Origin of the sequence: Pleomorphomonas oryzae DSM 16300, assembly GCF_000422965.1 — a bacterium.
GTDB classification, from domain to species: Bacteria; Pseudomonadota; Alphaproteobacteria; order Rhizobiales; family Pleomorphomonadaceae; genus Pleomorphomonas; species Pleomorphomonas oryzae.
Genome location: NZ_AUHB01000007.1, coordinates 208,419 through 226,146, shown reverse-complemented (window position 1 = coordinate 226,146; position 17,728 = coordinate 208,419). Strand labels below are relative to the sequence as shown.

Annotated in this window: 19 protein-coding genes and 1 tRNA gene; 9 read left to right on the top strand and 11 right to left on the bottom strand. The window is 64.2% G+C overall.

The genetic code is table 11. The features are described from left to right. Positions 1–12 precede the first annotated feature (12 nt). Positions 13–948, top strand: a complete 936-nt coding sequence (gene argF, locus G522_RS0113880) for an ornithine carbamoyltransferase (protein ID WP_026791566.1) — start codon at positions 13–15, stop codon at positions 946–948. Then, positions 948–1,937, top strand: coding sequence for an Hsp33 family molecular chaperone (locus G522_RS0113875; protein WP_026791565.1), 990 nt, complete (start codon positions 948–950; stop codon positions 1,935–1,937). The genes argF and G522_RS0113875 overlap by 1 nt, the downstream gene beginning before the upstream one ends. A gap of 21 nt (positions 1,938–1,958) precedes the next feature. Here G522_RS0113875 and G522_RS26835 read toward each other — a convergent pair whose 3' ends face one another. From G522_RS26835 to aroA, 7 genes are all read right to left on the bottom strand, one after another. Continuing rightward, complete coding sequence (locus tag G522_RS26835) at positions 1,959–2,441, bottom strand: NUDIX hydrolase (RefSeq protein ID WP_051228617.1); 483 nt, start codon at positions 2,439–2,441, stop codon at positions 1,959–1,961. Between the two features lie 50 nt (positions 2,442–2,491). Next, positions 2,492–2,830 carry a LapA family protein gene (locus tag G522_RS26830; protein ID WP_036839276.1) on the bottom strand — a complete coding sequence of 113 codons (339 nt, stop codon included), beginning with the start codon at positions 2,828–2,830 and terminating at the stop codon, positions 2,492–2,494. A 26-nt stretch (positions 2,831–2,856) separates the two neighbouring features. After that, positions 2,857–3,147, bottom strand: a complete 291-nt coding sequence (locus tag G522_RS0113860; RefSeq protein ID WP_026791564.1) for an integration host factor subunit beta — start codon at positions 3,145–3,147, stop codon at positions 2,857–2,859. Positions 3,148–3,204: 57 nt separating this feature from the next. After that, complete coding sequence (gene sppA / locus G522_RS0113855) at positions 3,205–4,143, bottom strand: signal peptide peptidase SppA (protein ID WP_026791563.1); 939 nt, start codon at positions 4,141–4,143, stop codon at positions 3,205–3,207. 410 nt (positions 4,144–4,553) lie between these two features. Next, the gene (rpsA, locus tag G522_RS0113850) at positions 4,554–6,248 is read right to left on the bottom strand and encodes a 30S ribosomal protein S1 (RefSeq protein WP_026791562.1); all 1,695 of its coding nucleotides are present in this window, start codon (positions 6,246–6,248) and stop codon (positions 4,554–4,556) included. Between the two features lie 256 nt (positions 6,249–6,504). Continuing rightward, positions 6,505–7,170, bottom strand: coding sequence for a (d)CMP kinase (gene cmk / locus G522_RS0113845; protein WP_245586658.1), 666 nt, complete (start codon positions 7,168–7,170; stop codon positions 6,505–6,507). Continuing rightward, positions 7,163–8,515 (bottom strand): 3-phosphoshikimate 1-carboxyvinyltransferase, encoded by a 1,353-nt coding sequence (gene aroA, locus G522_RS0113840; RefSeq protein WP_026791560.1) that lies wholly within the window; start codon positions 8,513–8,515, stop codon positions 7,163–7,165. Before aroA ends, cmk begins: the two co-directional genes overlap by 8 nt. 337 nt (positions 8,516–8,852) lie before the next feature. Here aroA and G522_RS0113835 point away from each other — a divergent pair, with 337 nt between their 5' ends. The 3 genes from G522_RS0113835 to G522_RS0113825 all read left to right on the top strand — a co-directional run bounded on the left by G522_RS0113835 (position 8,853) and on the right by G522_RS0113825 (position 10,871). Continuing rightward, positions 8,853–9,233: a TIGR02300 family protein gene (locus G522_RS0113835; RefSeq protein ID WP_026791559.1), complete on the top strand. Its 381-nt coding sequence runs from the start codon at positions 8,853–8,855 to the stop codon at positions 9,231–9,233. 273 nt (positions 9,234–9,506) lie between these two features. Then, a tRNA-Ala gene (locus tag G522_RS0113830) sits at positions 9,507–9,582 on the top strand. A gap of 230 nt (positions 9,583–9,812) precedes the next feature. Further along, positions 9,813–10,871 (top strand): FUSC family protein, encoded by a 1,059-nt coding sequence (locus G522_RS0113825; RefSeq protein ID WP_026791558.1) that lies wholly within the window; start codon positions 9,813–9,815, stop codon positions 10,869–10,871. A 46-nt stretch (positions 10,872–10,917) separates the two neighbouring features. Here G522_RS0113825 and trpA read toward each other — a convergent pair whose 3' ends face one another. The 4 genes from trpA to G522_RS0113805 form a co-directional block, all read right to left on the bottom strand. Beyond that, the gene (gene trpA, locus G522_RS0113820) at positions 10,918–11,754 is read right to left on the bottom strand and encodes a tryptophan synthase subunit alpha (RefSeq protein ID WP_026791557.1); all 837 of its coding nucleotides are present in this window, start codon (positions 11,752–11,754) and stop codon (positions 10,918–10,920) included. Further along, positions 11,751–12,971 (bottom strand): tryptophan synthase subunit beta, encoded by a 1,221-nt coding sequence (gene trpB / locus G522_RS0113815; protein WP_026791556.1) that lies wholly within the window; start codon positions 12,969–12,971, stop codon positions 11,751–11,753. The genes trpA and trpB overlap by 4 nt, the downstream gene beginning before the upstream one ends. After that, complete coding sequence (locus G522_RS0113810) at positions 12,968–13,624, bottom strand: phosphoribosylanthranilate isomerase (RefSeq protein ID WP_026791555.1); 657 nt, start codon at positions 13,622–13,624, stop codon at positions 12,968–12,970. The genes trpB and G522_RS0113810 overlap by 4 nt, the downstream gene beginning before the upstream one ends. Before the next feature lie 65 nt (positions 13,625–13,689). Continuing rightward, entirely contained in the window at positions 13,690–14,946 is a 1,257-nt protein-coding gene (locus G522_RS0113805) for a penicillin-binding protein activator (protein WP_051228616.1), read from the bottom strand. 186 nt (positions 14,947–15,132) lie between these two features. Between G522_RS0113805 and G522_RS0113800 the strand changes: the two genes are divergently transcribed. The 4 genes from G522_RS0113800 (at position 15,133) to gshB (ending at position 17,728) form a co-directional block, all read left to right on the top strand. After that, positions 15,133–15,438: a Dabb family protein gene (locus G522_RS0113800; protein WP_026791553.1), complete on the top strand. Its 306-nt coding sequence runs from the start codon at positions 15,133–15,135 to the stop codon at positions 15,436–15,438. Continuing rightward, on the top strand, positions 15,435–16,361 hold the full coding sequence (rsmI, locus tag G522_RS0113795) for a 16S rRNA (cytidine(1402)-2'-O)-methyltransferase (protein WP_026791552.1): 927 nt from the start codon (positions 15,435–15,437) through the stop codon (positions 16,359–16,361). The genes G522_RS0113800 and rsmI overlap by 4 nt, the downstream gene beginning before the upstream one ends. Next, the gene (locus G522_RS0113790) at positions 16,358–16,714 is read left to right on the top strand and encodes a YraN family protein (protein WP_026791551.1); all 357 of its coding nucleotides are present in this window, start codon (positions 16,358–16,360) and stop codon (positions 16,712–16,714) included. The genes rsmI and G522_RS0113790 overlap by 4 nt, the downstream gene beginning before the upstream one ends. A 75-nt stretch (positions 16,715–16,789) precedes the next feature. Further along, positions 16,790–17,728: a glutathione synthase gene (gene gshB, locus G522_RS0113785; protein ID WP_026791550.1), complete on the top strand. Its 939-nt coding sequence runs from the start codon at positions 16,790–16,792 to the stop codon at positions 17,726–17,728.

Here is a 17,728-nt window from a genome sequence, read left to right as displayed (position 1 = left end):
GAGACGATTGATATGACCGCCAATAACCTCAAACATTTTCTCGACCTCACCGAGCTCTCGAGCGAGGAGCTCCGCGCCATTCTGACGCGCGCCAAGGACCTTAAGTCGAAGGTGGATGGTTGCCGCCCCGGCGTCGGCCCGCTTGCCGGCAAGGTGCTGGCGATGATCTTCGAGCGCCCCTCGACCCGCACCCGCGTCTCCTTCGACGTCGGCATGCGTCAGCTCGGCGGCGAAACCGTCATGCTGACCGGCGCCGAGATGCAAATCGGCCGCGGCGAGACCATCGCCGACACCGCCCGTGTCATGTCGCGCTATGTCGATGCCATGATGATCCGCATTCTCGACGTGAACGCGCTGCATGAACTGGCAGAATATGCCACGGTTCCGGTGATCAACGGTCTGACCAAGGTCAGCCATCCGACGCAGGTGATGGCCGACATCATGACCTACGAGGAGCATCGCGGCTCTGTGAAGGGCAAGACCTTCGCCTGGACCGGCGACGGCAACAACGTGCTGAACTCGCTGGTGCACGCGGCCGCCCGCTTCGGCTACACCATGCGCATCGCCACACCCAAGGAGCTCGCGCCGTCGCAGGGGCCGATCGACTGGGCGCGCGCCAATGGCGGGCGTATCGAGGTGACCAACGACCCGTTCGAGGCGGTCGACGGCGCCGACGCCATCTTCACCGATACCTGGGTGTCGATGGGCGACGAGGAAGGCGAGCGCCGCCGCCATAACCTTCTGACGCCTTATCAGGTCAACGACCGCCTGATGGCCGCCGCCGACAAGGATGCCGTGTTCATGCACTGCCTGCCGGCTCATCGCGGCGATGAAGTGACCTCGTCGGTGATGGACGGGCCGCGCTCGATCGTCTTCGACGAGGCGGAAAACCGTCTGCACGCCCACAAGGGCATCCTCGCCTGGTGCTTTGGCGCGATGGAGGACTGATGAGCGCTGTCGATCGCCCCTCAACACCTGCTGGCGATGATGCCGTGCTGCCGTTCGCCGTCGAAGCCCTCGACGTACGCGGCCGCGTCGTGCGGCTCGGACCGGCGATCGACACCCTCCTCGGCCGCCATGACTATCCGCCCGCCGTCTCGCGCCTGCTGGCCGAGGCGGTGGCGCTGACCGCCCTGATCGGTACCTCGATGAAGTTCGAGGGCCGCTTCATTCTGCAGACACAGTCCGACGGTCCGGTAAGCATGCTGGTGGTCGACTTCGACGCGCCCGATGCCTTGCGTGCCTGCGCCCGCTTCGATGCCGAGGCGGTGGCAGCCGCTGTCGCGGCAGGGCGTGACCGGCCGGAGGATCTTCTCGGACGTGGCCATCTGGCCATGACGGTCGATCAGGGCGCCCACATGAGCCGTTACCAGGGCATCGTCGAACTTGATGGTCGCTCCCTGGAAGAAGCTGCCCACGGCTATTTCATGCAGTCCGAGCAGATTCCGACTCGCGTCCGTCTCGCCGTTGCCGAAGTGCTGACGCGCGATCCCGGCCACGAGCCACATCGCGCCTGGCGGGCGGGCGGTCTGTTCCTCCAGTTCCTGCCGGAATCTTCCGAGCGCGTTGGCCAACGCGATCTGCATCCCGGTGATGCTCCCGAAGGCGCCTCAACGAGCGTTGAAGAAGACGATGCCTGGGTGGAGGCGCAGAGTCTTGCCGGCACGGTTGAGGATGCCGAACTCATCGATCCCGCGGTCAGCGCCGAAACGCTTCTCTATCGGCTGTTCCATGAACGCGGCGTCCGCGTGTTCGAACCGCGGCCGCTCGTTGAGCGTTGCCGTTGTTCACGCGACAGCGTCAGGGCGATGATCGCCTCGTTCTCGCCGGCCGAACGGGTCGACATGGTCGAGAATGGCCGCATCGGCGTGACGTGCGAATTCTGCTCGACGCACTATGACTTCGATCCGCAGGAATTCGAGACAGACGAGGCATGAAGCGGGCCCCTCTGCCGGGCTTCAGCGCTGCCAGCTTCTATAAAGCGGCAGGCCAAACGGCTCGCGGCGATAGGCGGTGAAAATCTCCAGGCTCTCGGAATGATCGAAAGCGATCTCGAGAGTCGGCGGCAGATCGTCAAGCGGGAACCAGCGCTGCTCTTCGCTTTCATCGTCGGCTGCGCCAACCTTTTCGCCGGCAGTGCAGAAGTGCACGAAGCTGATGTTCTGGCGATCTTCACCCGGTCGGTCCGGACGGTCGATGACCCGCAGCAAAGTGAGGTCCGTCACCTGATAGCCGGTCTCTTCGAGAATCTCGCGCACGGCGGCTTGCGGCAGCGTCTCATCGCGCTCGACGAAGCCTCCAACCAGAGCCCACTTGCCGCCTTCGATCAAATGCCGGCTCCGCCTGACCAGCAACACCTCGCTGCCGCGCAGGACGATGTTGTCCGTGACCACGTGCCGCAACGCCGCTTCGTGGCCGCCCTCAAACCTGCAGGTGATCACGAAACCTATCCCTCTGGCCAACCGCGCCAAGGCTTAAGCCACCCGTCAGGTCAGGCGGCATTCGGGCCGTCTATACTGAGTGTGTCAGGCCGGTCACCGGCGCGATGGCGCTCGACCTCAGCCTTGAGACGATCCGCCTCACGACGGCTTTGCCGGGCAGCGCGACGCACGTGCCCCTGCCCGAACCAGGAACCGACGCCGCCGATCAGCACGCCGAGCGCCAGCGTGGCAAAGAACACCGCGTAGAGCGGCACCCTAAGCGAAAAGAACGGCGCCGACGGGTTGAATGGGTCGAGCACCAGCGTCACAGTCTGATTGTTGACGACGGCGAGCGCCACCACAACGATGGCCAGCGGGCCGAGGACGACGATCCGCAGAAAGGTCTTCACGGGGCGTCACTCCTGCCGGCCGAACGTCAACTCACCTTGCCGTCGTTGAGGCGCTCACGCATTTCCTTGCCCGTCTTGAAGAAGGGCACGTATTTCTCGGAAACCGGCACCTTCTCGCCGGTACGGGGATTGCGCCCGGTGCGAGCCGGCCGGCTCTTGACCGAGAAAGCGCCGAAGCCCCGAAGCTCCACGCGATCGCCACTCTTCATGGCATCGACGACGGTGCCGAGAATGGTGTTGACGATGTTCTCGATATCGCGCTGGTAGAGGTGCGGATTTTGCGCCGCGATACGCGCAACCAGTTCAGACTTGATCATGGGCGGAAAGCTCCCTGCCGGCTGAGCGAATGAAAAAAGTCATTGAAGGGTCGAGCCTTAAGGGTGCCAAACTGACACGAGGCCGTCAAGCCGACCTTCGCTGTTCCAGGCCGAAAGATCGATGCCGATCAGTCGGCCAGCCGCCGCCATAGCCCGGTCGGCGATCCCGAAGCCGGCATAGGGCCGCTCAGGAGCCCAATCGATCACCTTGAGATCCTTGTCAACGCCCTTGGCACTCGCGAGCCAGGCAATCGCCGCGTCCTCGCCGCCGATCTCATCGACGAGCTTGAGGTCGAGCGCCTGTCGGCCGGAGTAGATGGAGCCGTCGGCCAGTTTCAGCGCATCAGGCCGAGCAAGACTGCGCCGTTCGGCGACAATATCGACGAACCAGGCGTAGGTGTCATCAACCAGCCGCTGGATCATGGCGGCAGCACCCGGTTGCTCCGGATAGGTGAAGGGCGATGGTTCGGCCTTGAGCGGTGCCGATTTGATCGTCTTCACCTCGACGCCGATGTTCTGCATCAGCGCGCCGACGTTGCCGTACTGGAACAGCACGCCGATCGAGCCGGTGATGGACGTCCGTTCGGCGAAAATCCGATCGGTGGCGATTGCCGTCATGTAGCCGGCGGAGGTGGCGAGCGTTCCCATGGTGGCCACCACCGGCTTCTTGCCGGCAAGGCTGCGCAGGCCGTCGTAAAGTTCCTCGCCGCCGACGGTGGTGCCGCCAGGGCTGTCGATGGCGACGATCACCGCCTTGACGGCGTCGGAGGAGGCGATGTCCTTCAGCATCTTCCGCTGCGCGGTGTCGGAAAGGATCATGCCGGAGACGGTCACGCGGGCGATGTGGGGCGCATTTTTATTGGACATGTCGCCACCGACATAAAGCCCAACGGCCACCACCAGCCCGATGGCGAGCAAGAGGGTAATACCCCGCCAGAAATAGAGCCGGCGCCGCAAACGCCGCCGCCCGACAATGGCATCCGCTTCAAGGGTCATGAGGCACTTCCCCGCTTGCCGGTTCCGATGGACCTGAGGTAACAGCCCGACGACCAGTCGGCAAGACAAACTGGCGGCCCGCGTCCGCAGCCCAGACGGTGCCACCGAAAGGTGGTGCCAAGTCTAATCGACTTCAATCATGGTGAAAAAAAGAAAAAGGGCGTCGTGTTCAGCGACGCCCTCATTTATGACCTTGCGATGCCAAGCATCGTTTCAGGTCGGCAAGCCTCGAAGGTTGAGGCCCGTCTTGACGTCCGGACTCTTATCGAGTGGACAGTTACTAATATTGTCCCAATGCTTGCGTTCGTCAAGGATACCTTGGGCGCAGTGGTAATAATTCGTAGCCAGAAAAAAGGCCCGCGCGGGGCGGGCCTTTCTGATTGTCGGAGAACGACGTTTTACGTCAGCTCTCACTCGCCGTCCTGGCGGGCCTTGAGGGCAGCACCGAGGATGTCGCCGAGCGAAGCGCCCGAGTCGGAAGAGCCGAACTGAGCGACGGCTTCCTTCTCTTCGAAGATCTCCAGGGCCTTGATCGACAGGCCGACCTTGCGGGTCTTCTTGTCGAACTGGGTCACGCGAGCATCGAACTTCTCGCCGACGGCGAAGCGCTCGGCACGCTGGTCGTTGCGGTCGCGAGCCAAGTCGCCACGACGGATGAAGGCGGTGATGTCGGTGTCGACGATCCGCACTTCCAGACCGGCTTCCTTGACCTCGATCACCTCACAGGTGACCACGGAGTTGCGGCGGATCTCGCCAGCCGATTCCATCGGGTCGCCGCCGAGCTGCTTCATGCCGAGGCTGATGCGCTCCTTCTCGACGTCAACATCGAGGACGACGGCCTTGACGACGTCACCCTTGCCGAACTCTTCGATGACCTGCTCGCCCGGACGGTTCCAGTCGAGGTCGGAGAGATGGACCATACCGTCCACATCGCCGTCGAGGCCGATGAACAGACCGAACTCGGTCTTGTTCTTGACTTCGCCTTCGACCACCGAACCGACGGGATACTTCTCGACGAAGGCTTCCCAGGGGTTCTGCAGCGTCTGCTTGAGGCCGAGAGAGATGCGGCGCTTGACCGAATCCACCTCGAGAACCATGACTTCCACTTCCTGGCTGGTCGAGACGATCTTGCCGGGGTGGACGTTCTTCTTGGTCCAGCTCATTTCCGAGACGTGGATCAGGCCCTCGATACCCGGCTCCAGCTCCACGAAGGCGCCGTAGTCGGTGATGTTGGTGACGCGGCCGGAGAACTTGGCACCAACCGGGTACTTGGCCTCGATGGCATCCCAAGGATCGTTCTCGAGCTGCTTCATGCCGAGGCTGATGCGGTGCGTCTCCTGATTGACGCGGACGATCTGCACCTTGACCTGCTGGCCGATCGACAACACCTCGGACGGGTGGTTGATGCGGCGCCAGGCAATGTCGGTGACGTGCAGCAGGCCGTCGATGCCGCCGAGGTCAACGAACGCACCGTAATCGGTGATGTTCTTGACGACACCGTCGACGATCTGGCCTTCCTCGAGGCTCGACACCAGCTCGGAGCGCTGCTCGGCGCGGGTCTCTTCGAGGACGACACGACGCGACACGACGATGTTGCCGCGACGCTTGTCCATCTTCAGGATCTGGAAGGGCTGCGGCGTGTGCATCAGCGGGGCAACGTCGCGCACCGGGCGGATGTCGACCTGCGAGCGCGGCAGGAAGGCCATGGCGCCGTCGAGATCGACGGTGAAGCCACCCTTGACCTGGTTGGAGATCTGGCCGACCACCTTCTCGTTCTTCTCGAAGGCGACCTCGAGACGGACCCAGCTCTCTTCGCGGCGAGCCTTGTCGCGCGACAGAACCGCTTCACCGAGCGCATTCTCGACGCGCTCCAGGTAAACTTCCACCGTATCGCCGACCTTCAGCTCGCCGTCGCGAGCCCGGGCGCCAAATTCCTTGAGCGGCACGCGCCCCTCGACCTTCAGGCCGACGTCGATGACGGCGAGGTCCTTCTCGATGGCGACGATGGTGCCCTTGACGACGGTGCCCTCGGCCACGTCCGAAGCGGTAAGGCTCTCGGCGAGCAGTGCGGCGAAGTCCTCACGGGTGGGATTGAGTTGAGACATTGAAACTCCTGGAGTGCCGGCAATGCCGGCGGCGTCGGCGGGTAAGAGTTGCCCCGTCCCTCCGATCCGGTGAACCACCTGACCCACGCCAAAGGCGGGTGCCGACGCGACTTCGACCGAACGGACGAGGATGAACGGCTTCACGGGCGGGGCCGGTGGCTCCACCCGAAAGTCGGGCTTCTATAGCGGAGGTTGCGGCTCGCATCAAGGCACAAAAAGGCGGAATTTCGCGCGTTTTTATGCCGATCTCTGAGCCCTAGTGCCTCTTCTGCCAGTTTTCGACGATGGACAGCGCCGTCATCAGCACCTCAGCCGGTCCGAGAGCCGACGTATCGATGACGGTCGCGTCGTCGGCTGGCCGGAGAGGCGCCTCGACGCGACCGCTGTCACGGGCGTCGCGGGCTTTCACTTCGGAGAGAATAGCCTGGTAATCGACCGACCTGCCCTTGGCGAGCAGCTCGTCGGTGCGGCGGCGGGCGCGCACCTCGGCGCTCGCCGTGACGTAGAGCTTCACGTCGGCGTCGGGGCAGATGACGGTGCCGATGTCGCGGCCGTCGAGCACGGCGCCATGCGGTCCGTGGGCGAAATCGCGCTGGAACGCGATGAGGGCGGCGCGCACCCCCGAATGAACGGCGACACGAGAGGCAAGCTCACCGGCCTCGCGCCCGCGAAGGTCAGCCCGCTGAAGATCGGCCGGCGTCAGCTTCTCGGCGACGGCGGTTGCCGCCTGGGCATCATCGAGGTCAAGCCCGGCAATCTGCATCAGCTTGCCGATGGCCCGATAGAGAAGCCCGGTATCGAGATATGGCAACTGAAGCCGGGTGGCGAGCCCCTGAGCCAGCGTGCCCTTGCCGGCAGCTGCCGGACCATCGATGGCGATAAGAAGCGGCCTTTTAAGCACTACATCCGTCATCTCAGGCATCGGCCGCCTCCGCGGCCTCGAAGGAGGCGCCGAGGCCGGTCATCAGTGCCTCGAAGGTCGGGAAGGAGGTGGCGATCATCGACGCGTCGTCGACGCTCACCGGGTTACCGGCTACCATGCCGAGGACCAGGAAGCTCATGGCGATGCGGTGGTCGAGGTGAGTGACCACCCGTCCGCCGCCGGTGATCCTGCCGCCGCGCACTGCGAGCCAGTCGGGGCCTTCGGAACAATCGACGCCGTTCACCTTGAGGCCGGCGGTAACCGCCGCCAGACGATCGGATTCCTTCACCCGCATCTCGCCGATGCCGGGCATCCGCGTCTCGCCGCTAGCGGCCGCGGCGGCAACGGCCAGGATCGGGTACTCGTCGATCATCGACGGTGCCCGCTCGGCCGGTACCGTAACGCCCTTGAGTTCGGCGTGGCGCACCCGGAGGTCGGCGAGACGCTCTCCGCCGGTCGTCCGCTCGGCGATGATTTCGATATCGGCTCCCATTTCGAGCAGCGTATCAATGAGACCGATACGAGCCGGATTCATCAGCACGCCTTCGACGGTGATGTCCGAACCTTCGACCAGCGTGGCCGCCACGATCGGGAAGGCGGCCGACGACGGGTCGGACGGTACATCGATCGTCTGCGGCTTCAGCTCTGGCCGGCCGGCCAGAGCGATGCGGCGCCCACCGCCCGGTTCGTCGGAAATTTCGATGTCGGCGCCGAAGCCTTTCAGCATGCGCTCGGTGTGATCGCGAGTGAACACCGGTTCGATCACCGTGGTGATGCCGGGCGTGCCGAGCCCGGCCAGCAGCACCGCCGATTTGACCTGCGCCGAAGGCACCGGCAGGCGGTAGGTGATCGGCAGCGGCAGGCGCGGGCCACGCATGGTGAGCGGCAGGCGACCGCCGGAGCGAGCAATCACTTCGACGCCCATTTCCGAAAGCGGCTCCAGCACCCGGCCCATCGGCCGTTTGATCAGGGAGGCGTCGCCGGTGAAAGTGACCGCGATCGGCTGGGCGGCGGCCAGACCCATGGTGAGGCGCACGCCGGTGCCGGCATTTCCGAAATCGACAATGCCAGCCGGCTCGAGAAGACCGCCGACGCCGAGACCGTGCACTCGCCAGACGCCGGCGTCGTCACGGACGACCGTGGCACCGAAGACGCGCATGGCCGCCGCCGTATTCATCACGTCTTCGGCTTCGAGGAGGCCGGTGATGACCGTCTCGCCGACCGAAAGCGCGCCGAGCATCAGCGCGCGATGCGAGATCGACTTGTCGCCGGGAACCCGAACGTGCCCCCGAAGCGGGCCAGACTTGATGGATGTCAGCGGACGGACGGTCGCGTGAGAAGCCATGGAGCAGGACACCTGATACGAACTTGACGAAGATGCTGGCGCATCCGCTCAACACTGACGGATTTCACACTGCCGCGACGGCATGAGCAACCCGCAACGGAATACCGGTAGCCATTTTCCCAACGACTCTCCGGCACGACATCTTTGCCCGCGACAGATTGCCGCCGGTGCTGGGCCGCTCTAGCACAGCCAAAGGGCCACGTCACTTGCCCCACATGGCTGGCAACGACCGGCGCGTGTCCGGATCGGCTGGCCGTCCCACCAATTCACCTTTGACAGAGCCCCCAGTTTGCCTATATGTGCCTGCCCGATTCCCTAGACAAACGCGAGGCCGACTGTGGCGAAACCTGAACTTGGGCTGAAGCGTCTTTGCCCCAACTGTGGCGCGAAGTATTATGACCTCAATCGCTCTCCGATTCTCTGCCCGAAATGCGGCACCCAGTTCGACGCCGGACTAGCCGCACGGGCGCGGCCGGCAACTGCGATTGACGACGAAGAGGACGCCGAGGAGGAGGTCGTCGAGGTCGGCGCGCTCACTCCAGAGTTCGTCAGCCTTGAGGACGCCGAGGATGCCGACGGCGATGACGTGCCCGATATCGAGGATCCCGAGATCGAGGACGAGACGCCGGAAGATGACGTGTTCCTCGAGGAAGAGGACGAGGATGGCGGCGACATGTCCGATCTGATCGGCGACGTCGGCGACGAGGAAGAGCACTGAGCTCTACCTCCATCCAGAAACGATCGAGGCCGGCTCTCAGCCGGCCTTTCTTTTCTGAGGACGACGCATCGCGCCTGGCGACAACCCCTTAAAATTTCTCGGAAATCCGCCAATTCTTCAAAAAGATGACGGAAAAATCGTCCCAGCCTGAAAAACCTCTTGATCGGCGAGGGAATGCTGAGTATATCCCGCCTCGTCGAGCCGGCACCCACACCGGCGACGCCTGAAAGCGAAAGCATGATGGCTTCTTCCGAAACCGGAAACGACACCGATGGGGCTATAGCTCAGCTGGGAGAGCGCCTGCATGGCATGCAGGAGGTCAGCGGTTCGATCCCGCTTAGCTCCACCAAAATTTCTCTAGAGCATTGCAGCGAAGAGAATTGGGAATTTACCCATTCGGCTTTGTCTGCGTTAGGCAGGCTCCAGAGAGGCCTCTCGTTTTTTTGGCTTCGGAAGCGCATCTCTCCCGAACATCGGCCCCGGTGACGCTGCCATAGCAGTCGATGGCGGAAAGCGCGGAACCAATGCGGCTCAGTCCAGTATCGCCTTATGCGACGCATCATAGCACTGAGCCGAACTATGCGAACGGACCCTTCCCTCCTCACAGGCCAACCCGAAAAGCTCTTCGGGCTGATCCGCCCGTTTCACTGGCGGCTCGGGCTGGTCGGGATTCCGGGCGTCGCGATCGTCCTGCTTGCCGGACGGCTCATCACCGATCCGCTTCATGCGGCCATCGCCGCCGGCGCGGCCTTTTCGGTGGGATTCGGCCTATCTCGCGACCTCCTCGGACAGCGATGGGGAGCGATGGCCGCTGCCATGACTGGAATGGCGCTGGCAGGAGCCCTGGGCACCGTTGCGGGAGCCTGGTTTCCAATCTTGGCAATCGTCTCGGCCGGTCTGGCGGCGCTCTGTGCCGTGTTCGCCCTGTCCAATGAAGATTTCTGGTGGGTGACGCTGCAGGTCGTGATCGCCTTCATGATGGCCGGATATTTCCCTGGTGGGCTGGAAGCCGCCGGGGAGCGCGCGCTTGCCATGACGGCCGGCGGAATGGTGGAAATCGCCACGGTGGCGGCGATCGCCGCCCTCCTTCCGACGCCGCTCCGACGCCTGCCGCTGACGATGGCGCGCCGAGACTTCCAGCAATCACTGGCCGTTGCGCATGCGATCCGCGCAGCGTTGGCGGTGCTGCTCAGCCTATCGGTTGCCAGCGGGATCGGTCTTGCCTTTGACTATTGGGCGCCGATCACCGCCCTCATCGTCCTGAAGCCCGGCCTTCACGACACCCGGGCGCGTGGATGGTCGCGACTGCTGGGTACGGCGGGCGGCTGCCTGCTGGCCTCGCTGTGGGCCGGAGGCTTTGCCATCGGACACCTCGGTCTGACGATCAGCGCCATTGTCGTCGTCGCCTTTACCTACTCGGTGCAAAAGGCGAGCTACGAGGTTTTCTCCGCCGCAGTCACCATAACGGTTGTCTTTCTCGTGTCGCTCGGCCAGGGCGATGCCATCGGCAACGCCGAGCACCGGCTGCTCGCGACAGTCATCGGTGGCCTCGCCGCCCTTCTCGTGTCGGCACCGCTGCCGCACCGGCGGCCAGCTACGACCGAACCGGACCGTCTCGGACAGCTTCCGAAAGCCTAGATCTTCCTTGCTAGAAGAGGAGCAGACTTCGCTGCTCCTCACCTGATCATTTGCGCCCGCGCCGTACGCCGGCTGCCAGATCGGCGACAAGATTCGTAACGGCCTTGACGGTGGAGGCGGTCGCCTTGCCATCCACGAGCGTATCGCGCACCGCGTTGACCAGCGCCGAGCCGACCACCACGCCGTCTGCATGTGCGGCAATGGCTGCCGCCTGCTCGCCGGTCTTGACGCCGAAGCCGACCATGACCGGCAGCGGCGTATGCGCCTTGATACGGGACACGGCCGTGGCAACGTCGCCGGCCGCGGCCGACTTGACGCCGGTGACGCCCAGCACCGAGACGTAATAGACGAAGCCGGAGGAATTCCTCAGCAGCACCGGCAGGCGCTTGTCATCCGACGTTGGCGTTGCCAGGCGGATGAAGCTGATGCCGGCCCGGATCGCCGGCAGGCACAGTTCCTCGTCCTCTTCCGGCGGCAGGTCAACGACGATCAGCCCGTCGACGCCGGCTGCCTTGGCGTCGGAAACGAAGCGCTCGACGCCGTAAATGTAGATGGGGTTGTAGTAGCCCATCAGCACGATCGGTGTTTCGTTATCGCCGGCGCGGAAGGCTCGCACCTGCTCCAGCGTTTTCACCATGGTCTGGCCGGCAGCGAGCGCGCGGATGTCGGCGGCCTGGATCGGTGGCCCTTCAGCCATGGGATCAGAGAAGGGCATGCCGAACTCGATGATGTCGGCACCAGCGCCCGGCAGCGCCTTCAGGATGGCTAGCGAGGTGTCCGTGTCGGGATCGCCGGCGGTGACGAAGGTGACCAGCGCCGCTCGTCCCTCGGCTTTCAGCTTCGCGACGCGGGCGTCGATACGGGTGACGGGAAGGGAACTCACAGATCGACTCCCAGGATCTTGCCGACGGTGAAGACGTCCTTGTCGCCGCGGCCGGACAGGTTGACGACGATGATTTCTTCCTTGCCCATTGTCGGCGCGCGCTTGATCGCCTCGGCGACGGCATGGGCGCTTTCCAGCGCCGGGATGATGCCCTCGACCTTGGTAAGGGTCTGGAAGGCGTCGAGCGCCTCCTGGTCGGTGGCGGGCACGTAGGTGACGCGCCCGGTGTCGTTCAGCCAGGAATGCTCAGGGCCGATGCCGGGATAGTCGAGACCGGCCGAGATCGAATGCCCTTCAAGGATCTGACCGTCGTCGTCCTGAAGGAGATAGGTGCGGTTGCCGTGCAGCACGCCCGGCTTGCCGCCGTTCAGCGACGCAGCATGACCGTTGTAGACGTTCATGCCATGGCCACCCGCCTCGACGCCGACGATGCGAACGTCAGGATCGTCCAGGAAGGGATGAAAAATGCCGATGGCATTGGAGCCGCCGCCGACGGCTGCGATGATGAGGTCGGGCAGGCGACCTTCGACGGCAAGGATCTGCTCGCGCGTCTCGTTGCCGATCACCGACTGGAAATCGCGCACCATGGCCGGATAGGGATGCGGGCCAGCCGCTGTGCCGATCATGTAATAGGTGGTCTCGACGTTGGTTACCCAGTCGCGCAACGCCTCGTTCATGGCGTCCTTCAGCGTGCCGTTGCCGGCGGTGACGGGATGCACCTCAGCGCCCAGCAGCTGCATGCGGAAGACGTTGGGCTTCTGCCGCTCGACATCGGTGGCGCCCATGTAGACTTCGCACGGATAACCGAAGCGGGCGCAGACGGTGGCCGAGGCGACGCCGTGCTGGCCGGCACCGGTCTCGGCGATGATCCGAGTCTTGCCCATGCGGCGGGCGAGCAAGATCTGCCCAAGGCAGTTGTTGATCTTGTGGCTGCCGGTGTGATTGAGCTCTTCGCGCTTCAGATAAATCTTGGCGCCGCCGAGATGGGCGGACAGCCGCTCAGCGAAATAGAGCGGACTCGGACGGCCGGTATAGGTGGCGTTCAACCCCTTGAGCTCGGCGTGGAAGGCCGGGTCGGCCTTGGCGGCCTCATAAGCCTTGTCGAGCTCGAGGATCAGCGGCATCAGAGTCTCGGCAACGTAACGGCCGCCGAAAATGCCGAAATGGCCGCGCTCGTCCGGTCCGGTCCGGAAGGAATTCGGCGTCGCCTCGCTCATCGTTGCCCCTCTTCACTCGCCGCCCGCGCCGCTGCCACGAAGGCGCGAATGCGGGCCTCGTCCTTCTGGCCTGGTGCACTCTCGACGCCGGAAGACACGTCGACCCCCGAAGGCCGCACCTGCCGGACCGCGTCATAGACGTTGGTAGGGTCAAGCCCGCCGGAAAGCAAGAAGGGCGACGATGCCCCTTCAAGCAACGACCAGTCGAAGGTGACACCCAGTCCGCCGGGTCGGCTGGAATCCTTGGGTGGCTTGGCATCGAAGAGAAGAAGATCGGCAACGCCGGAATAGGAACGAGCGGTCGCAACGTCCTCGGCAGTGCCAATGCCCAGTGCCTTGATGACCGGCCGGCCAACCCGCCGCCGCACCTCGGCAACCCGGTCGGGACTCTCGCGACCGTGCAACTGAACGAAATCCGGAGCAATCGTTGCCATCAGATGGTCGAGAAGGTCGTCGGTGGCGTCGACCGTCAAGACCACCGTCTTTGCCCGTCCCTTCACCTGGCGGGCCAGAAGGGCGGCCGCTTCTGCCGAAAGATGGCGTGGGCTCTTCTGAAAGTAAACGAAGCCGACAAGATCGGCGCCGGCGGAAAGCGCCCATTCCAGGCTTTCCGACGTGGAGAGACCGCAGATCTTGACCAGGAATGGGGACATCATGTCACAGCCTGACGGCAACGGCGGCCACAGCCGCTGTTCCGATCGGTAGAGAATGCCAGTCGTCAGGCGCCGGTGAAGGCGCGCGGAGCGGCGGAAACCAGCGACGGTGTCGAGCCCGTCACCTCGTAGACGGCAAGACCGCGATCGTTGGTGCCAACCGCATTGAAGCGGAACAGGCCATTGACCGCCGACAGGAACCCCTCTGGGTTGGTGATGACCGACAGCTGGAAGCGCTGGGCTCCGGCCGTCTTGGCAAGGCCCGCTGCCAGCACCACCGCATCATAGGCGAGGGAGGCGGTGAGTGGCGGCTCGCTGCCATATGCCGAGCGATAGTGGCTGGCGAAGGTGGAGAAGCCGGACACTTCCGGCGACGGGAACCATCCGCCGACAAGCGAGGGATCGTTGTAAACGGCCGGGTCGTTCCAGACACCGGTGCCGAGCAACTTGATACGAGCGAGATCGACGCCGGCCGACCGTAGCGACCGGGCGATGGTCGTCGCCACACCGACACCTTCGGGCAGCAGAATGCAATCGATCTGCGTGCCAACGGCGGCGATGGCCGCGACCGCCTGCGCCTCCCCGCCAGCTGGGTATCGCTCGACAGCGACAACCCGCATGCCATAGCGGCCCGCTTCTTGACGCAGCGACGCTTCGGCGAGATTGCCAAAGGCGCTCTGCGACATGATGGCGGCGATCGACTTGCGGCCGGACTTTGCCGCTTCGGCAACGACGCGGCGCACCTGCCCGTCGACGAGAAAGCCCAGGATATAGACGCCAGCCGCCGCAACCGAAGGATCGGAGGAGAAGGCAATGACCGGTATGTTGGCAGCGCGCGCCACCGGGCCGACACCAGCCACTTCGGCGGCAAAGACCGGGCCGAGAATCAACTCGGCCCCTTCGGAAATTGCCTGCCGCGCCGCTTCGGCGGCGCCCTCGGAGGTGCCGCGCGTGTCCTTGACCATGACGGTCAGGTCGTTGCCGGAAAAGTCGCTGAGGCCGAGCGATGCGGCATTCTGCATGGCAGTTGCCAGTGCGGCGCCATTGCCAGGCGCCGTTTTCGGCAGGAGAAGCGCCACACGCACCGTGCCCGTGCCCAGCACTTCACCCGACACAGCCGGCCCGGTGGTCGGAGGAGGCAGGAGCGTATCGCCACCGCTCGACCTGCTCATCGGCGAACAGGCGGCAACTGCCGCGCCGCCCATCAGGAGCAAAGCCAGTCGCCGGCTCAGCCCGGCCGCCTTCATGCGCGGGTCATCCATCTCGGCGGACACGGCCGTATCGGCCGCGCCGTTCGCAACCCTGCCATCCTCACGGATCATCGTCTTAACCTTCCGCCGCAAAAGCATCTGGTCCCATTTCAATGATAAACGGCCGTAGATGCAACTCCTTACGTACCATTTACCGGTGGAGAGGCCAGGAATCGGTCTGGGTGGCTCGATTTTCCCGCCGAAGTGTGGTTTTGGGAGCTAGAAACTACGGCTTGGGGCGCCGACCAAGGGAATTCCATGATCAGGCACATCGTCTACTTCTCCGTCCGTTCAGCCGCTCATCGCCAGCAGGTGCTCGAAGGTCTCCGTCTGCTCGAAGCCAATCCGCATGCCCTGCGTCTGGAAGTCGGCGAAAACCTGAAGCTCGATAGCCTCGGCAACGACGTCGACTTCGTCGTTTACGGCGAATTCACCGACGTCGCCGCTCTCGAAGCCTTCAAGGCCCACCCGAGCTACGAAGCATCGATCGCTGCCGTACGGCCGATCCGTGATCTGCGCATGGCCGCCGACATCGCGGCGAGGGAGGATCAGCAGTCATCATGACCGAGGCGGGCGGCAAGGCCATCACAACCGGCTATGCCATTGACGGCACAGCCTTCGCCGGCAAGCCGATCGAGCCGGGTCTTTACCCGGTGGCGACACCGATCGGCAACCTTTCGGACATTTCGCTCAGGGCGCTCGATGTGTTGGGTGGCGCCGACCTCATCATTTGCGAAGATAGCCGCGTTACCGCCGTCCTGCTCGACCGTTATGGCATCCGAAAGCCGCTCGCCATCTATCACGAGCATAACGCCGCTCGCGAGCGGCCGCGCCTGCTGGCCATGCTGCGAGGCGGCATGCGCCTCGCGCTGGTCTCCGATGCCGGTACGCCTTTGATCTCCGATCCCGGCTACAAGTTGGTGGAAGAGGCGCTTGCCGAAGGCATTCGAGTCTTTCCCATCCCGGGCGCCTCGGCCATCTTATCGGCGCTGGTGGCTGCCGGCCTGCCTACCGATACATTCCTGTTCCTGGGCTTTCTGCCGCACAAGGCCGGTGCCCGCCGCAATCGCCTCGGTGAGTTTCGCGCCGTGCCGGCGACGCTTGTCGTCTACGAATCACCGCATCGGGCAGCGGAAACACTTGCCGACATGGCCGAAGTTCTGGGCCGCGATCGCCCGGCAGCGCTCTGTCGCGAACTGACCAAGCGCTTCGAGGAGGTGCGGCGCGGCTCTCTGGCCGAGTTGGCGGTCGGCGCCGAAGCGGACCCGCCACGCGGCGAGATCGTGCTGGTGGTCGGCGCTCCCTTAGGCGAGCAGTCAGCCGATGCCGATCTCGAGGCCTTGCTTTTGGCCGCGCTTGAAACCAAGGGGACAGGCCAGGCAGCCGCCGAGGTAGCAAAGGCTACGGGTCGGCCGCGCAAGGATGTCTATGCGTTGGCCCTGAAGCTCAAGGCGATCATCGATGCCGGCGGCGGTGAAGTGGAATGACTGCCGACCGCCGGGCCGGGCATGCCCGTGGTTTGGTGGCCGAAGGGCTTGCCGCCTGGATGCTGCGCTTCAAGGGCTACCGCGTGCTGGCGACCCGTTACCGGACGTCGCTTGGTGAAATCGACATCGTGGCGCGACGCGGCCATGTGCTGGCTTTCGTCGAAGTGAAGGCGCGGCCAACCTTAGAAGCTGGCCTGGAAGCAATTGCCGCCGAAGGCTACCGCCGCATCGAGGCCGCGGCTGATCTTTATCTGGCCCGGCATCCGCAGTTTTCGGACTTTACGCTGCGCTTCGATCTCGTGGTGGTTCGCCCGCGCCGCTGGCCGTACCATATTGAGAACGCTTTTTCGTGAAGTGCTTTCCCGTTGCGCGGCAGCCGGAAGCCGCCCATAAACGGCGGCGTCCCTTCCCGAAGACGAGTTGTTGCCATGAGCCTTTCCGTCGCCGTCCAGATGGACCATATCGCCTCGATCCGCCTCGCCGGCGACTCCACCTTCGCGCTGATGCTGGAGGCGCAGAAACGTGGCCACAGCCTGTTCCACTATACGCCCGACAAGCTGACCCTGCGCTCAGGCCGGGTGACCGCGGCGATCGAGCCGGTGGCGGTGCGCGACGAGCCCAGTAATCATTTCACACTGGGCTCGCCGGAAAAGACCGACCTTTCGACGCTCGACGTGGTGCTGCTCCGGCAGGATCCGCCCTTCGACATGGCCTATCTCTCCACCACCTACATGCTCGAGCGCATCCATCCCTCGACATTGGTGGTCAACGACCCGGCCGAGGTGCGTGACGCGCCGGAAAAGCTGTTGGTGATGGACTATCCGGAGCTGATGCCGGAGACGATCATCACGCGCGACCCTGACGAGATCAAAGCCTTCCGAGCCGAGTTCGGCGACATCGTGCTGAAGCCGCTTTACGGGGCCGGCGGCCAGGGCGTTTACCACGTGAAACCCGACGACGACAATTTCAGTGCCTTCCTCGAACTGTTCCTGACGCAGTCGCGCGATCCCTTCATCGCCCAGCGCTACCTGCCGGCCGTCCGGGCCGGCGACAAGCGCATCATCCTCGTCGACGGCAAATTTGCCGGCCTCGTCAACCGCGTGCCGGCCGAGGGCGATCTCCGTTCCAACATGGTGCGGGGCGGCGCAGCGGCCAATACGGAGGTCAGCAAGCGCGATCTCGAGATCTGCGAGGCGATCGGACCGGAGCTCAAGGATCGTGGCCTGATCTTCGTCGGTATCGACGTGATCGGCGACAAGCTGACTGAAATCAACGTGACGTCACCGACCGGTATCCGCGCCATCAAGCGGTTCGGCGGTCCCGATGTCGCAGCCCTGATATGGGATGCCATCGAAACCCACTTCTGA

Bases quoted from the DNA above. Each gene is read 5' to 3' on its own strand.
- G522_RS0113810 (WP_026791555.1), bottom strand. From the start codon at position 13,624: ATGTCCCCATTCCTGGTCAAGATCTGCGGTCTCTCCACGTCGGAAAGC.
- G522_RS0113825 (WP_026791558.1), top strand. From the start codon at position 9,813: ATGCGAACGGACCCTTCCCTCCTCACAGGCCAACCCGAAAAGCTCTTC.
- aroA (WP_026791560.1), bottom strand. From the start codon at position 8,515: ATGGCTTCTCACGCGACCGTCCGTCCGCTGACATCCATCAAGTCTGGC.
- rpsA (WP_026791562.1), bottom strand. From the start codon at position 6,248: ATGTCTCAACTCAATCCCACCCGTGAGGACTTCGCCGCACTGCTCGCC.
- G522_RS0113875 (WP_026791565.1), top strand. From the start codon at position 948: ATGAGCGCTGTCGATCGCCCCTCAACACCTGCTGGCGATGATGCCGTG.
- rsmI (WP_026791552.1), top strand. From the start codon at position 15,435: ATGACCGAGGCGGGCGGCAAGGCCATCACAACCGGCTATGCCATTGAC.
- sppA (WP_026791563.1), bottom strand. From the start codon at position 4,143: ATGACCCTTGAAGCGGATGCCATTGTCGGGCGGCGGCGTTTGCGGCGC.
- G522_RS0113800 (WP_026791553.1), top strand. From the start codon at position 15,133: ATGATCAGGCACATCGTCTACTTCTCCGTCCGTTCAGCCGCTCATCGC.
- trpB (WP_026791556.1), bottom strand. From the start codon at position 12,971: ATGAGCGAGGCGACGCCGAATTCCTTCCGGACCGGACCGGACGAGCGC.
- gshB (WP_026791550.1), top strand. From the start codon at position 16,790: ATGAGCCTTTCCGTCGCCGTCCAGATGGACCATATCGCCTCGATCCGC.
- G522_RS0113805 (WP_051228616.1), bottom strand. From the start codon at position 14,946: ATGATCCGTGAGGATGGCAGGGTTGCGAACGGCGCGGCCGATACGGCC.
- cmk (WP_245586658.1), bottom strand. From the start codon at position 7,170: ATGCCTGAGATGACGGATGTAGTGCTTAAAAGGCCGCTTCTTATCGCC.
- argF (WP_026791566.1), top strand. From the start codon at position 13: ATGACCGCCAATAACCTCAAACATTTTCTCGACCTCACCGAGCTCTCG.
- G522_RS0113860 (WP_026791564.1), bottom strand. From the start codon at position 3,147: ATGATCAAGTCTGAACTGGTTGCGCGTATCGCGGCGCAAAATCCGCAC.
- G522_RS0113790 (WP_026791551.1), top strand. From the start codon at position 16,358: ATGACTGCCGACCGCCGGGCCGGGCATGCCCGTGGTTTGGTGGCCGAA.